A 13,940-nucleotide genomic window follows, 5' to 3' on the forward strand; every position below is an offset into this window, starting at 1 on the left:
ATCTCCCTCCTAAACTTTGACTTTCATCGATTTTAAATACAGAAGGCTTACCAGCACACCGATTAATAAAAGAATAAGTGAAATGGCAGTACCGTAACCAAGCTGATAGTTGACAAAGGCTTGATTGTACATAAAGATCGGCAATGTTTGTGTTGATGTGCCCGGCCCTCCGCCCGTCATTGCATAAATTAATGTGAATACGCCTAAGGTTTGAAGCGTAACTAGGATCATGTTTGTAACAACAGAGCCTTTGATCATCGGCAGGACGATCTTATAAAGAACCTGGAACCGTGAAGCACCATCCACGACCGCTGCCTCTTCAATACTTTTTGGCACATCATCCAGTGCGGCCTGAAAAACAAGCATGGAAAACGCGGTGCCGTGCCAAATGTTAGCGATGATCACACTCGTCATCGGAAAGGTAAAAAGCCAGGCAACCGGTTTCAAACCAATTTGCTGCAGAATCATGTTTAACGTCCCGCTGTCATTTAGAAACGCTACCCAGCAGAAAGCCACGACAATTTCAGGAGTCACCCAGCCGGCAATTACTATAATACCTATCACCCGGCGGAATGCCGGATTTTTCTCTTTCATGAGCAGTGCCAGAATAAATCCAAGAACTTGCTGGCCCATGATGGCTGAGAACAATAAATACACAATCGTTTTGATCACGCTGATCCGAAAGTTAGGATCCTGAAACATGTTCACAAAGTTACTGAAGCCCACGAATTGGGTCGCTTGCGCCTCACTCCCTGTCAGAGACAGGTTGGTGAAGGCAAAATAAAAGGTTAAAAGGATCGGCCCGATAAAAAAGATGAGCAGCAAGATCCAGGAAGGAAGTAAAAAAAGAAGCGATGTTACTAACTTTTTATGGTTGCTTTTATGAGGTGATGATGTTCTTCCAACAGATGTTGAAGGAGAAACCACAGGGTTTGCATCCAAAGAAAACACTCCTTTTCATAAAAAGACGTTACCTTTCGATCACTTTGTCTTTGCCTACAACACGTGTTACATTTTTCTGATAGTTTTCAACTGCCTGTTTTGGCGATGATTTTCCGGTAACCACATCTTCCACCGTAGATTGGATAACTGTGGAAACAGAAGGATACTTATCGACAGACGGTCTGAAATGGGTATGTTCCAGAAATTCAGAAGCCTCTTTAAACATCGGCAGATTTAAGTATTCCGATTCTTTTGATACGTCTTCCCGCGGAGAAAGGTTGTTTTCTTTTAACAATAATTTGAGATTATTTTCTTTAGTAGAAATGAATTTAATAAATTCCCAAGATAGATCTTTGTTATCTGATTTTTTTGGAATGGAAAACGCCCATCCTCCTGACATTGAGGTTTGTCCAGGCTCTTCACCATTTTGGGTTGGCATGGCTGCATAACCCAGTGTTTTAAATGCATCCGGCCATGGTGCAGGTCCGTCTTTTCGGTAGTTTCCTGCCTGCCATATCCCGTCTAAACCTATCGCAAGCTTTCCTTTTGGCATCAATTGAGTATAGGCAATGGTGCCTCCCTGGCCGTTTAGTACTTGTGACAAGTTTGGACCCAGTTTTTCTTTATAAATGGTATCGATGAATGTATACGTATCAAGCAGTCCCTGACTATTCACGATCCATTTTCCCTTGTCCTCATCGTATAACGGATCTTTTGTACCATACAGCAGCATCTCGAACGTTTGCATGGAAGTGCCTTCACCCGTGGCTTTGCCAGAGTTCATCCACAATGGAATAACACCTGGATCTTTCTTCTTAATGGTTCTAGCAGCCGTTAAGATATCTTCCCATGATTTTGGTTCCCATGGTACCGGCAGCCCTGCTTTCTTAAAAAGTTCTTTGTTGTACCACAGGCCTCGCGAATCTGTATTAAAAGGGACACCATACGTTTTGCCGTCCTGGGCTTTAACACCATTCTTAACATTGTCGATATATTGATTCCACTCATCCCAGCCTTTCAGCTTATCGTCCAGCGGTTCAAGATAGCCCGCACTCGCATCCGAATTCACCATAAAAGTATCTTCCGTGACGATATCTGGCGCTGACTGATCAGACTTGAGCATTAGAGCAACTTTGGCAAAATAATCGCCTTCCGATGCGCTGATTGGAGAGAGCTTGATATTCGCTTTTGGATGCTCTTTTTTAAACTCTGGAATAATGTCATTGTTTAGCCAATCGGTCAGTCCTTTGTTCGTTCCTCCCCCATCTCGGAACGTAATGCTAATCGTGTTGCTGTCTCCCGACTTTTTATTCCCCGAAGTAGAATTGGCATCTGAACAAGCCGAGCTAAAAAGAACACTCCCAGTAATAACCGAAATTGCGGCCAGCTTTTTGTAGCTTTTTACTTTCATTTTCAACACCCTCCTCTAATTTTTAAAAATATTCGTATGTAGGATCTTAGAGGTAAAGATGACAGCGCTTTCAATAGAAGCTAAAAAAATCTCCTTTCTGAATTTTCAGTAAATTGGTTACACTTTTAACTTAATTGATATACCTGATATATGTCAATATATTATTTGATATATCTAAAAAAAGTTCTGTTAGTCAATGTTGTTGATTTATGAGGGGGTGTGCTTGAACCGCCTTCAGAAAAGAAATAAAAAAGAGACATCTCTGCCTCTCAGTCGTACACTTCTAATTCTCAATATTTTAAGGATTGCCTTGATTCTAAACCTGACAGTTAGGGCAGAAGAACGATTTTCGCGAAGAAATTTCCATTTTCCTGATTTCTGTTCCGCATCGTAGACACGGTTGATGCTCCCGTTCATAGACAAGCAAATGGTTGTTATATCCTCCTGTTTTCGAATCGCCAGCATACAGCGGATTTTCCATATATCCTCCAAATTGAATTCCATTTTGCAAAACCGGCCCAATCGCTTGATACAGTTCAATAACTTGGTCTGCATTAAGTTCGCTGGCTTTTCTTTCCGGCTGCAGTCTGGCCTGCCAGCATATTTCGTCTGAATAACAGTTACCAATTCCTGCCAGAAATTTTTGATCAATCAAGATGGATTTCAATGTCCCTCTCTTCGTACCTAGGCGTTCCTGTAACGTTTCAAGGGTAAAATCGGGATTAAGAGGCTCTGGACCCAGCTCTTCCAATTTTTCTTTAAGTTCAATCCACTTCAGCAAATGAAGATAACCTAACCGTAACCCAATAAAATAAAGCCTTTTATCGCCGAAGGATAAAATGACTTGCTTTGTCCGATCAGGGTTATCTTGATCATTTCCAATATACATCCACCCGCCGAGCATGAGATGGAGCAGCAGTGCGTTCCCGGTGCTCAATTGAAAAATCAGATACTTAGCCCGCCTTCTTATATCAGTAACCACCGCTCCATGCAATTCTGCTGCAAAGATCTCCGATTTTTTATTAATGGATTTTTTACGGTTGATCTCCACCTGTGTAATTGGCTTTGCTTTCAACTGGCGGGATAACGCCATCCTGTAATTCTCCATCTCTGGAAGTTCTGGCATGTCCTCCACTCCTGTCTTTTTTCAGCTGATGTTTAGTATGCTTCATTTTTGCTGAATTGAGACAAAAGATCGTGGTTACAATATCAGCAGACAGGAGGTTAAATATGACCAGTTTGATCATAAAACTTATTGCGATTCCCATTGTTTTATTCGTCGCTGCTTTTTTCTTTCCAGGTGTACATTTCGAGAGTTATTGGCAAATCATTGTGGTGGGAATGACGCTTGCAATTCTTGGAGTCGCAGTCGAATACTTTGTCCTTCGCAAAGGGGCTCTTTGGATCAGTGTATTCATTGATGTGGCGGTATCCTGTATCATTCTCTATTATGCCTCAAACTTTCAATGGGAAGCTTCTGTTACTTGGTTTGGCGCTCTTTTAACAAGTGTCTTTCTGGGAATCCTCGAATTTTTTACGCACCGTTATTTATTGGCTTCTCATAAAGCTCATAGCGAACCTATATAAAGAAAGCCTCAATTCCTTAAAGGAATTGAGGCTTTCTTTACAATTTTATTTGTTATTAGATCACACGCGTTGTAATGATGCCGTCAATTTCTTTGATCTTATCTTCTAAACCAGGGATTACCTCGCCGTTTACCTTATTGTCAATGTCAATCATCGTATAGGCGTATCCTCCTCGGCTTCTGTTAACCATGTCAGCGATGTTCAAATTATAGCTTGATACAGCCAGTGTGATCTGGCCCACCATATTCGGTACGTTTTCGTGGAAAGCTGCCACTCGCAGCTTTCCTGTATAAGGAAGGGAAGCGTTTGGAAAGTTTACGGAGTTTCTGATGTTTCCGGTTTCTAAAAATTCCTTCACCTGGCGGGTCGCCATAATGGCACAATTTTCCTCTGATTCTTTCGTGGAAGCTCCAAGGTGTGGGACCGGAACAGTATTTTTCATTTTCAGCACATTTTCATTCGGAAAGTCAGTAATATATTGGCCGACGATTCCATTTTCGAGTGCGATTTCCATATCCTTTTCGTTCACAAGCTCTCCGCGAGAGAAATTTAATATATGGACTCCCGGTTTCATAACATTGAACGCTTTCTGATTAAACATCTCTTTTGTATCAGGCGTTAAAGGAACATGTACTGTAAGATAATCTGATTCGGCAAATAACTGTTCAAGCGTCATCGCGCGCTGTACATTGCGGGACAGGTTCCAGGCTGTATCCACGGAGATGAACGGATCAAACCCAATTACATCCATGTCTAAATCAAGCGCATCATTCGCTACAAGTGCACCGATTGCACCTAAACCTATTACACCCAACGTTTTTCCCTTGATTTCTTTTCCAAGAAATTGTTTCTTTCCTGCTTCTACAAGTTTTGGTATTTGTTCACCTTCGCCTTCCAAAGTCTTTGTCCATTCCACACCGGCAAAAAGGTTCCTGGATGAAGCCATTAATGATGTCAGTACCATTTCTTTTACCGCGTTCGCATTAGCTCCAGGAGTGTTAAAAACAACAATTCCTTGCTCAGTACATAGTTCAACCGGAATATTATTAACTCCCGCCCCAGCCCGCGCAATGGCTTTGAGTTCATCTCCAAATGTTAAAGAGTGCATGTTAAAGCTGCGAACAACGATCGCTTCAGGATTGTCACTGTCGTTGTCTATAATATAGTTGCCTTTGTTGAATACCTTCAGACCGCTTTCCGCTATATTATTTAAGGTTTTGATTGTTTTTCCTTTTTCTAACGTGATTGTCGTCATTTTGTTCTCTCCTCTTTTTTATGATGGTTTCCTCTTTAATCAAATTACCAAAAGTAAAGCAGGAAACTTACGAATTACCCTATACTTCCTCAAATAAACAGAAAAGAGGTAAGGGAAAAAATCTCCTTACCTCTGCCCAGGCGAACGGCTGCGACACTATGTGCTCCCTCGCGGTTATCCGCGTTTCGCCAGTTACACATAGCCTTTTAATTTGTTTTATACTAACAAACTTTCAGGCAGCTATCAACACCTGTATATTAAAAATTCAAACATTTTATTTAGAGACTATCGAATTCTCTTAATCCCTACCAATGTTAAGGCTTTTCCGTTAACCCTCTTGAGCGGAAAAGGTGCCAACATTTAATGTTGGCTTTTTTATATGATCGGAACTATTTTAAGGTTTTACGGTTCAGTTCTAGGCGTTCAATCCCAATATTTGAATTTCGGCGAGAATAGGAATAAACTGCTTATTAGTTAATAATGTTAAATTTTATCTCTATAAAAGATATGCTTACCTTTTAGTTCCTGATCAATTGTAAGGATGCCGTGAGAAAAATATTTTTCTCTACGTTTATCAGTTGGTGAACCTGGGTTGAACATAAGAATCTCATTGAACATATAGTTCTTAGGAATATGGGAGTGGCCAAAGATGATGCAGTCCACTTTTTCATCCTGAAAAGCAGTGATTGCTCTTTTCTCTGTCGTCTGTTTCTTTCCATGTCCATGAACGATGCCTATTTTGTATCCATGGATTTCAAGGATGAGTTTCTCACTTAGAAGTTCTTTCATTTCCAGTCCATCCACATTTCCTGTCACTCCTTTGACAGGTGCATAGGATTGCAGCTCATTGTATAAATCTAACGTCTGCCAGTCGCCAGCATGGATAATGAGGTCGGCAGTTTCCAGGTCACACAGGAGCCTTTCAGGCAGCTTTTTGGACTTTTTGGGCATATGGGTGTCAGCTATCACGACAATTTTCATAAAAAATTTCTCCTTCTTTTTCACACTTGGTCATTTTTTCATAGGCCGTAATCCTTAGTGATATCAAGGAAAGCGCTTTTTTGTGAAAATATTCATTATTTTCACAATTGAATTATAATAGCTTTTCCATTTAATTGTTATTGACTACTAAATATTTAGTAAATTAAAATATTTATAGATTAAACAAATTGGAGGCATCATGATGGAAGCAACTGTAAAAGTGGAGCAGGACATTCAGCTCCAAACAAAAAAGAAACATCCACCTGGATTATACTTGCTCTTCTTCACTGAAATGTGGGAGAGGTTCAGCTATTATGGCATGAGAGCCATTCTTGTCCTTTACTTGACTAAATCGCTGATCAGCGGCGGTCTAGGCATGAGTGATAGCGTGGCCATGAGTATTTATGGATTCTTCACCGGTGCTGTATACTTCACACCAATGATAGGCGGATATTTAACAGACAGATTCCTGGGCAAAAGACTTGCGATTACCATAGGCGGTGTCACAATGGCGCTTGGTAACCTTGTATTATTTGCCAATCAGAGTAAACCTGCATTCTTCGCGGGACTTGCATTGTTGATCATCGGAAACGGCTTCTTTAAACCAAACATTTCTACGCTTGTTGGTGATCTATACTCTAAAAATGATGCCCGTAAAGATGCTGCGTTCACTATTTTCTATATGGGAATCAACATTGGTGCATTCTTCTCTCCACTCATTGTAGGATTCCTTGCTGAAGACTTCTTTAAAACAACAGTTAATGGTGTTGAGCATTTCGGATTTAAATTTGGATTCTTAGCGGCGGCCATCGGAATGATTATCGGCCAGCTCCTATTCAACTTTCTTGGAAACAAATTCTTAGGCGACATCGGCAAAAAGCCGGTTGGAGCTGCTCAAAATACTGTCAGCGATAATGTGAAAAAGAAACCTCTTACTAAAGTGGAGAAAAACAGAGTGAAAGTTATCGTAATTCTGACGTTCTTTGTTATCTTCTTCATGGCAGGTTTTGAACAAGCCGGAAGCTCGTTAACCCTTTATACGGACAAGTTCATTGACCGTACAGTATTTGGATGGACGGTTCCGACTTCTTGGTTCCAGTCACTTAACCCATTGTTTATCGTAATCTTTGCTCCAATCATCTCTATCTTATGGGTTAAATTATCAAAATCAAAACGCGGAGACCTGCCAACTCCTACGAAAATGGCAATTGGTATGATGCTGCTTGGTGCTGGTTTTGCTGTTCTTGTTCCTGCTCTTATTCAAACAGGAACCGGCGATTCTTCAGCAGTTAAAGCAAACATGATCTTCATGGTACTGACTTATTTCCTCCATACGATCGGTGAGCTTTGCTTACAGCCGGTTGGTTTGTCCATGACCAGTAAACTCGCTCCAGTTAAATTGGCTTCCCTTATGATGGGTGTCTGGCTTGCTGGATCAGGTTTTGCCAACATCCTTGCCGGACAATTGGCTTCTACTACTGAATCATTAGGATACTTTGAAGTATTCATGATCATCGGGGGAGTTACTATCTTCCTTGGTCTTATACTCCTAAGCCTTTCTAAAAAACTTGTGAAAATGGCAGCTGAATAAAACATGTAAATACGCATTAAAAACAGGCAGCCTGTCCGGCTGCCTGTTTTTAATGCGTACTAATGCTTATTTTGAAGTTCAAATTCTTTCATTCTAGCTTTTGCTGCTTCAGCTTTTTTCAGTTCCTTTGTATGTAACTGTTTAAGAAATTTAACCGTCATCCACGCCAGAATCACAAAAATGATGAAGATGAAGACAGCTGGCAGAAGTTCAAGCTTATTTTCCGGGAATTCCACATCAATCATTGAATACACACCTTTCTTGATGTCTCTGCCTATATTATACACCTATTGAAAACGCCTTCCAGTATAAAAAAAGTACCCTCTCTAAATTAAAGGGTACCCGGTACTCAATTAGGCTTCAATCGAACGGTTTTCTTTTACATAGCGGTTGTCCTTATGGTCCCGGCAATGAGTGCTGCATGCCCGCTTATGCTCGTGCTCACATTCTTCACACATGAGCAGGTGTTTGTTGCATTCCGGATTGCCGCACTTCACATAGCGTTCCTCGGGCTTGCCGCAATGATAGCATGTGCCTACTACCTTTTCTGTTCCTGCTCTGTTGACCGGTACTGAGATGCGCTCATCAAAAACATAGCATTTTCCGTCCCAAAGGTCTCCCTTCACTTCTTCATCATAGCCATAGGAAATGATTCCGCCCTCTAATTGGGAGACATCCTGAAACCCTTCTTTTAATAAGAAGCCCGAAAACTTTTCACACCGTATGCCTCCCGTACAGTACGTCAGCACTTTCTTGTCCTTGTACTGGCTGAAATTTCGCCTGATCCAGTCTGGCAAATCTCTGAACGTTTCAACATCAGGCCGGATGGCGCCTTTAAAATGACCAAGGTCATATTCATAGGTGTTTCTGGCATCGAGTATAACCACATCCTCCTGCTGCATTGCTGCATAAAAATCTTTTGGCGCAAGATGATAGCCTGTCAGCTCATTCGGGTTAACATCGTCATCCAAGTTTAGGTTTACAATCTCTCTTTTCAATTTAACTTTCATCTTTTTAAATGCGTGGGTTTCAGACTGCTCGATCTTAAATACGATATCGTGAAACCGGCTGTCATTTTTCATATGCTCTATATATAAGCCCGTTTGATCGGTCGTTCCAGATACCGTTCCGTTGATCCCTTCATTTGCGACAAGGATCCTTCCCATTAATCCTATCGATTTACAGAATTCAAGATGCTCAGCAGCGAATTGCTCTGGATCTTGAATCGTGATGTATTTATAAAACAGCAACACTTGGTAACTCATTAATTTTCACTCCATTAGCTTAATTTCAACTCAACTATCATAACAAATTTTACTGCAAAAAGGCAGATTGTATCATGAAAACGATTTCCCTTTGATTCCCAGTTGTTTTCATTTACTGGATGTGTGAATATTTGAATTGTGAGAATCATTTAATAAGGAGGAACTATGTTTTTTAAAACGGCCGCATTAAGTCTTACCGCTTTTCTGAGTATGACGACTGCCGCTTTTGCAGCAAGTCCATATACTGCAAAGCCGGGAGACTCCATCTATAGAATTGCTCAAACCCATCAGACAAGCGTTAAAACAATAATGAATATGAATCTATTGCACCAAACGATGATCTATCCTGGACAAGTCATTTATATTCCTGATCATTCAGCATTATATACCGTCCGCTTCGGAGACACTCTCTATACCATCTCAAAAAAATATGGACAAAGCATCCAATCTTTGATTCTGGAAAATCCGCAAGTCAAGAATCCCAGCTTGCTATATCCCGGGCAAACGATTGAGCTTCCAGCAAGCAACAAAACAGAAAGTCAGACTGTCAGCCAGTCGGCTCCAAGCCAGCAGGTTAATGTAAGCGCTAACGCCAAAGAAGTGGCCAGCCTCGTTAACCAGGAACGGAACAAACAAGAGCTCACTCCGCTTACTCTCAGCCAGAAACTAAGTAATGTCGCCCAGATCAAAGCAAAAGATATGGTGGAACGGAATTATTTCTCCCACACCTCACCAACTTACGGCTCGCCTTTTGACATGATGAAAACATTCGGCATCTCATATACAGCGCCGGTGAGAACATCGCTGAAGGGCAACGCTCTCCCCAGCAGGTGATGCAGGACTGGATGAACAGTACAGGTCACCGTGAAAACATTTTAAGCAGCAAGTATAGCCAGATTGGCGTCGGGTACTACAATGGTGCCTGGGTCCAAATGTTCATTCGATAAAAAACGTTAGATTCTCACAAAAAAAGTCCAGTACTGTTTGATCAGCACTGGACCTTTTATATATGAGCTTTAAGCGACACCCGCATCATCCATGCGAACAGAAACCGCTTTATAATGATGTTCCAAGGAAATCCTTTTTATTTTGTTGAAGAGTCCATCTGGCACATCCCTGACGAGGGCCTTCGCAATCTTCCAGGCCTGAACTTCAACTATCAGTTCAATCTTTCTTTTTTTCAGTTCATCTTCTGTATCATCGTACAGTTCCACTAGCTTTTGCAAATAGGGATCTGTGGCATGGCCCGCTTCATGAGCAAAGATGACCAGGGCATACTCCAGCATGACATCCTGTTCAGGAAACATCCACTGACACTGAGATTGAATTTCTTCCAGATACAATGTTATCGAATGATCTCCGGCATTATATTTCCCGCCGATATTTCGGTCGAGCGGATATTTGGCCTCGATCTGAACATCAACTGATAAGTTAAAACGTTCCACCATTTTATTGATTTTATAAATTAGTTTTTCATTCTCCAGCAATTATTTCCCCTTCTTTTTTGTAAAATTATGAGTTCGCTGTGGCGCTGACTTTTTGGGCGGCCTTTTTTTGTCCGTTTTTTGCTGTGTACTATGCGACTGCGGGACGAGCTGATCTCTTTTAAAGACCATTTTTTGAGGGTGGGTGTTCATCTTCTTCGCCCATTTTACGAGCACGTTCTCTTCTCTTTCGGTCACTAGAGAAATGATGGTTCCCTCTTGGCCCATCCTGCCTGTTCTTCCTGAACGGTGAATGTATTGTTTTTCTGAATCTGCTAGGTCAAAATGTATGACGTGTGTAAGTCCGCTAATATCCAGTCCGCGCGCAGCTAGATCTGTTGAAAGAAGCAATGCATGATCACTTGCACGGAATTCTCTCATCACTTTTTGCCGCTCTTGTTTGGACGCTTGTCCAGAGATCACCCCTACGGTTATACCTCTGTAAGCCATTTTTGCAGCAATCTCTTCAAGATGCATGCTATCACCAAAAAACACGATAGCCTTCATGTTCGAATGGTGTCGAATAATGCGCCTGAGATTATCTATTTTATCACGTCTTTCAGAAATCAGGTAAAGATTCTGTACTTTTTTTGCGGCAGATGAATCCCTTTCAACCTTTATGAAAAGAGGCTCATTCATCCATTCCTTTGCGAGCTCTTCTGATTTTTTTGAAATGGTCGCTGACACAAAAACAAGCTGGCGGTCTTTCATCGTCCCTTTAACAATATTCTGAACCTCGTCCATTAATTCCATATCATAAACAACATCTGCTTCATCCACTACAATCGTCTTCACCTCATGAAGCTTGAGCTTTTTATTTTTGTAAAGCTCAAGAATCCTTCCCGGTGTCCCGATGATGTACTGTGGCTTCTTCTTTAGCTTATCGATCTGCCGCTGTACGTTTACTCCGCCGATCAGTGTTGTTCCTGAGATTCCGCTTCCTTGAGCATATTCCTGAAAAACGGTATGAATCTGCATGACCAATTCTTTTGTTGGCGCAATGACCACTGCCTGTACAGAAGATGAACTGCTGTCTATGTTTTGCAATACCGGCAGACAGTAAGCCAGTGTCTTGCCTGTTCCAGTCGGAGATTCAACGATTAAGTCTTTTCTTCCAAGCATACTCGGCAGCATCTGCTCCTGTACTGGAGTCAATGTTTCAAACGCCGCATTTTCCCAGTTCTCTTGCAGGAAAGGATGCAACTCCTTTAATTGTGTAGTCATACTCATTTATTTTCCCCTTTATGAAAAATTTGTTTACATGAAGCCATCATGCGTTCCAAGTAATCCTCAAGCTGTTCGCTGTTTTCTTCATGCATTTTGCTGTCTATATTTATTAAAATTTCATTATGGTAGCTGCCTCTTGGCAACCCATAGATATATGAAACCTTTTGAGAGACTTCACCGTAAGGCTTCCATATCCTTCTTAAGGTTTCACCGAGCTCTGAACACTCTGCTTCAATATCCTGCACCGTTAAATAATAGGTCACAGAAAACCGGCATCCAGTATTCGCTGTCTCTCTTTCCATTATTTCATCTGCAAGGTCTTCTAAACCTGCTGCAAGTTCAATTTTTACCTTTACTCCCTGTCCTGTTTTTTCTTTTATAAATACTTCTAAATTGTATTTTCTGCTGAGAGATGCAAGATCGACCAGATCACGGCGGTTCGTAACCTTTAAGCGCCCGTCAAAATCAAGGTCATAGACCATCCCTTCCAGTATAATTTTTAAATTTTCATAGATCGTGGGATCAATCATGTAAGTACCTTCTTTGTTTTATAGTCTTAAAATACGGTACGTGAAATTATATTTGGCTCTGGATGAATACATTCATTTTACCCTCATACATCTCCGTACGCTACTCTTTCTCTTTTTTGAAACAGACAAAATAAAAAAGACGGCTTAGTTTTCCGTCTTTTACGAATGCAGCTGATCCAGCATGGTACTCAGGACGTAATCGATGGATTTGACCATCTCGGTGAACCGTTTCTCCCTCGTATCCGGCTGAAATGCAAATACCGCAATAAACTGTAAGTTATCAAACGTGTCATTAATCTGGTTAACGTGAATATATTTGGGCTGGTTAGCCGCTACCCATGGCAAGGAAAGGTTCTTCCACTCTTCCGCCATCGTGCGGATCCGGTCGGTAAAGGGCTTGACCTCTCCATAAAAGTCTACTTCATAGCCTTCTTTTTTTGTTTTTTCGATATACTGATCAAAAGCTTCCCGATTGGCATCTAAAAGCTCTCTTGTTAATTGATTTAAGCGATCCATAATTCACCCCTGACTCTTCTATCCTACCAAAATAAAGAATAGAATGCACGAGGTTCATTAAAGTTAAAGGGTAAAAAGACTGACGAGCCAATTCCTCCGGGGTTTTTTATATCCAGCGGTCTCTTCTGTGCCCTGCGGCATCTTCAGCAGCTTCACTTCGATATCTTCAATCTTCTCTTCAATTTTGATCAGACGCTTCATCATGTCATCCATCTCTGTAGCATGCTGAAGAACTTGATAGGACAATACGTCGTCTGCCTTTTCCTCGATCTTTTTTTCCAGCTTTTCGATCTGTGCCATCAGACTCTCGAACCGTTCATCAAACCTCTCGGCCTTCACCGGAGCCACTGGAGATTTCACCTGAGCTGCGATCTGGATATCGTTCATGAGAAGCCCGGCGTCCAGCTGCTTTTTTATCTCACGCAAATCTTCTATGTCTTGCTCAGAGAACAGATAATGACCATGGTCATTTTTTTGGCAAGTAAGATTGAAATGTTTGACCCAGCGCTGAATGGTAGTGGGGTTGACACCAAGTTCTTCCGAAACCGTTTTTGTTTTAAACACCATTTCCATTTCTAATTCCCTCCCCGTTTTCTTATATGGTAGTAATTCCGTACCTTTTTTTGATTCCCTTCATAGGTGACAAAACTAGAAGCGATTCGGCAAAGAAAGTGATATTCCTTAAAAATATCCTCCTTTCGACACTGTTCACTCCGTATGAAACAGGTCCTCCTGCCTAACACTACAATCAGGAGGTGAACGATTATGGAAAAACACGAAAACAGCCTGGAGCAGGAGCAGGAAAAAATGACAAACGCACCTGAACAGGAAAAAGAAACAGGACACGGCGACAAAAAGCTGGAAGGCCCCAACTATCCGGCTACATAATACGAAATGCTGAAACGGCCTTTCAGACCCCGCAAGCGCTGGAGTTCTTGAGCATAAAACGCATTTTGTTTTCTGCTCAAGAGCGAAGCGACTCGAGAGTCTGGCCGTTGAAGCTGGATCAAGAAAGGCTGAAGCGCCTGGTCAGAGACGAAAGTTGGTGGAACTTTTACAAATCAGCACGCTCTTAGTGTTGAGATGTAAAAGTGAAGCGGCCGAGTCTCTAGGCGCTGAAGCTGGATCAAGAAAGGCTGAAACGTCCATTG

At 41.6% G+C, this 13,940-nt stretch carries 17 protein-coding genes and 1 riboswitch; of the genes, 5 read left to right on the top strand and 12 right to left on the bottom strand.

All coding sequences use genetic code 11. From position 1 onward, the window contains the following. Positions 1-9 precede the first annotated feature (9 nt). The 3 genes from M1K46_RS09930 to mutM form a co-directional block, all read right to left on the bottom strand. Positions 10-927 (bottom strand): carbohydrate ABC transporter permease, encoded by a 918-nt coding sequence (locus M1K46_RS09930; protein ID WP_053358541.1) that lies wholly within the window; start codon positions 925-927, stop codon positions 10-12. A gap of 43 nt (positions 928-970) precedes the next feature. Beyond that, positions 971-2,353 carry an extracellular solute-binding protein gene (locus tag M1K46_RS09935; protein WP_062235494.1) on the bottom strand — a complete coding sequence of 461 codons (1,383 nt, stop codon included), beginning with the start codon at positions 2,351-2,353 and terminating at the stop codon, positions 971-973. Between the two features lie 316 nt (positions 2,354-2,669). Further along, positions 2,670-3,479 (bottom strand): bifunctional DNA-formamidopyrimidine glycosylase/DNA-(apurinic or apyrimidinic site) lyase, encoded by an 810-nt coding sequence (gene mutM, locus M1K46_RS09940; protein WP_256225922.1) that lies wholly within the window; start codon positions 3,477-3,479, stop codon positions 2,670-2,672. Between the two features lie 104 nt (positions 3,480-3,583). Here mutM and M1K46_RS09945 point away from each other — a divergent pair, with 104 nt between their 5' ends. Continuing rightward, on the top strand, positions 3,584-3,940 hold the full coding sequence (locus M1K46_RS09945; RefSeq protein ID WP_256225923.1) for a DUF2512 family protein: 357 nt from the start codon (positions 3,584-3,586) through the stop codon (positions 3,938-3,940). A 55-nt stretch (positions 3,941-3,995) separates the two neighbouring features. Here M1K46_RS09945 and M1K46_RS09950 read toward each other — a convergent pair whose 3' ends face one another. Then, positions 3,996-5,195, bottom strand: a complete 1,200-nt coding sequence (locus M1K46_RS09950; RefSeq protein ID WP_062235486.1) for a phosphoglycerate dehydrogenase — start codon at positions 5,193-5,195, stop codon at positions 3,996-3,998. Between the two features lie 127 nt (positions 5,196-5,322). Next, positions 5,323-5,401, bottom strand: a riboswitch (ZMP/ZTP riboswitch). Between the two features lie 277 nt (positions 5,402-5,678). After that, the gene (locus M1K46_RS09955) at positions 5,679-6,176 is read right to left on the bottom strand and encodes a metallophosphoesterase family protein (protein ID WP_256225924.1); all 498 of its coding nucleotides are present in this window, start codon (positions 6,174-6,176) and stop codon (positions 5,679-5,681) included. Positions 6,177-6,378: 202 nt separating this feature from the next. Between M1K46_RS09955 and M1K46_RS09960 the strand changes: the two genes are divergently transcribed. Then, on the top strand, positions 6,379-7,767 hold the full coding sequence (locus M1K46_RS09960; protein WP_053358101.1) for a peptide MFS transporter: 1,389 nt from the start codon (positions 6,379-6,381) through the stop codon (positions 7,765-7,767). Between the two features lie 59 nt (positions 7,768-7,826). Here the strand turns inward: M1K46_RS09960 and M1K46_RS09965 are convergent, their stop codons facing one another. Beyond that, positions 7,827-8,012, bottom strand: coding sequence for a hypothetical protein (locus tag M1K46_RS09965; RefSeq protein ID WP_256225925.1), 186 nt, complete (start codon positions 8,010-8,012; stop codon positions 7,827-7,829). A gap of 108 nt (positions 8,013-8,120) precedes the next feature. Further along, complete coding sequence (locus M1K46_RS09970; protein ID WP_256225926.1) at positions 8,121-9,032, bottom strand: rhodanese-related sulfurtransferase; 912 nt, start codon at positions 9,030-9,032, stop codon at positions 8,121-8,123. 165 nt (positions 9,033-9,197) lie between these two features. Here M1K46_RS09970 and M1K46_RS09975 point away from each other — a divergent pair, with 165 nt between their 5' ends. Beyond that, positions 9,198-9,866 carry a LysM peptidoglycan-binding domain-containing protein gene (locus M1K46_RS09975; protein ID WP_375162192.1) on the top strand — a complete coding sequence of 223 codons (669 nt, stop codon included), beginning with the start codon at positions 9,198-9,200 and terminating at the stop codon, positions 9,864-9,866. Next, a complete protein-coding gene (locus tag M1K46_RS25825; protein ID WP_375162194.1) occupies positions 9,833-9,979 on the top strand; it encodes a CAP domain-containing protein in 147 nt (48 codons plus the stop codon). The genes M1K46_RS09975 and M1K46_RS25825 overlap by 34 nt, the downstream gene beginning before the upstream one ends. Positions 9,980-10,048: 69 nt before the next feature. Here M1K46_RS25825 and M1K46_RS09980 read toward each other — a convergent pair whose 3' ends face one another. The 5 genes from M1K46_RS09980 to M1K46_RS10000 all read right to left on the bottom strand — a co-directional run bounded on the left by M1K46_RS09980 (position 10,049) and on the right by M1K46_RS10000 (position 13,362). Beyond that, positions 10,049-10,519 (bottom strand): hypothetical protein, encoded by a 471-nt coding sequence (locus M1K46_RS09980; RefSeq protein ID WP_062235467.1) that lies wholly within the window; start codon positions 10,517-10,519, stop codon positions 10,049-10,051. Further along, positions 10,520-11,740 carry a DEAD/DEAH box helicase gene (locus M1K46_RS09985; RefSeq protein WP_375162195.1) on the bottom strand — a complete coding sequence of 407 codons (1,221 nt, stop codon included), beginning with the start codon at positions 11,738-11,740 and terminating at the stop codon, positions 10,520-10,522. A 2-nt stretch (positions 11,741-11,742) separates the two neighbouring features. Next, on the bottom strand, positions 11,743-12,273 hold the full coding sequence (locus M1K46_RS09990; protein ID WP_256225928.1) for a hypothetical protein: 531 nt from the start codon (positions 12,271-12,273) through the stop codon (positions 11,743-11,745). Between the two features lie 159 nt (positions 12,274-12,432). After that, a complete protein-coding gene (locus M1K46_RS09995) occupies positions 12,433-12,789 on the bottom strand; it encodes a YppE family protein (protein WP_256225929.1) in 357 nt (118 codons plus the stop codon). Positions 12,790-12,852: 63 nt separating this feature from the next. After that, complete coding sequence (locus tag M1K46_RS10000) at positions 12,853-13,362, bottom strand: MerR family transcriptional regulator (RefSeq protein ID WP_091004945.1); 510 nt, start codon at positions 13,360-13,362, stop codon at positions 12,853-12,855. Positions 13,363-13,554: 192 nt separating this feature from the next. On the opposite strand from M1K46_RS10000, the gene M1K46_RS10005 reads away from it, so the two are divergent. After that, a complete protein-coding gene (locus tag M1K46_RS10005; protein ID WP_255357569.1) occupies positions 13,555-13,677 on the top strand; it encodes a hypothetical protein in 123 nt (40 codons plus the stop codon). Positions 13,678-13,940 lie beyond the last annotated feature (263 nt).

This window comes from Fictibacillus sp. WQ 8-8, assembly GCF_024494405.1.
GTDB lineage: Bacteria > Bacillota > Bacilli > Bacillales > Fictibacillaceae > Fictibacillus_C > Fictibacillus_C marinisediminis.

What these genes read in the sequence shown, in the direction of transcription:
- M1K46_RS09935 (WP_062235494.1), bottom strand. Translation starts at nt 2,353, where the DNA reads ATGAAAGTAAAAAGCTACAAAAAGCTGGCCGCAATTTCGGTTATTACT.
- mutM (WP_256225922.1), bottom strand. Translation starts at nt 3,479, where the DNA reads ATGCCAGAACTTCCAGAGATGGAGAATTACAGGATGGCGTTATCCCGC.
- M1K46_RS09945 (WP_256225923.1), top strand. Translation starts at nt 3,584, where the DNA reads ATGACCAGTTTGATCATAAAACTTATTGCGATTCCCATTGTTTTATTC.
- M1K46_RS09950 (WP_062235486.1), bottom strand. Translation starts at nt 5,195, where the DNA reads ATGACGACAATCACGTTAGAAAAAGGAAAAACAATCAAAACCTTAAAT.
- M1K46_RS09955 (WP_256225924.1), bottom strand. Translation starts at nt 6,176, where the DNA reads ATGAAAATTGTCGTGATAGCTGACACCCATATGCCCAAAAAGTCCAAA.
- M1K46_RS09960 (WP_053358101.1), top strand. Translation starts at nt 6,379, where the DNA reads ATGGAAGCAACTGTAAAAGTGGAGCAGGACATTCAGCTCCAAACAAAA.
- M1K46_RS09965 (WP_256225925.1), bottom strand. Translation starts at nt 8,012, where the DNA reads ATGATTGATGTGGAATTCCCGGAAAATAAGCTTGAACTTCTGCCAGCT.
- M1K46_RS09970 (WP_256225926.1), bottom strand. Translation starts at nt 9,032, where the DNA reads ATGAGTTACCAAGTGTTGCTGTTTTATAAATACATCACGATTCAAGAT.
- M1K46_RS09975 (WP_375162192.1), top strand. Translation starts at nt 9,198, where the DNA reads ATGTTTTTTAAAACGGCCGCATTAAGTCTTACCGCTTTTCTGAGTATG.
- M1K46_RS09985 (WP_375162195.1), bottom strand. Translation starts at nt 11,740, where the DNA reads ATGACTACACAATTAAAGGAGTTGCATCCTTTCCTGCAAGAGAACTGG.
- M1K46_RS09990 (WP_256225928.1), bottom strand. Translation starts at nt 12,273, where the DNA reads ATGATTGATCCCACGATCTATGAAAATTTAAAAATTATACTGGAAGGG.
- M1K46_RS09995 (WP_256225929.1), bottom strand. Translation starts at nt 12,789, where the DNA reads ATGGATCGCTTAAATCAATTAACAAGAGAGCTTTTAGATGCCAATCGG.
- M1K46_RS10000 (WP_091004945.1), bottom strand. Translation starts at nt 13,362, where the DNA reads ATGGAAATGGTGTTTAAAACAAAAACGGTTTCGGAAGAACTTGGTGTC.
- M1K46_RS10005 (WP_255357569.1), top strand. Translation starts at nt 13,555, where the DNA reads ATGGAAAAACACGAAAACAGCCTGGAGCAGGAGCAGGAAAAAATGACA.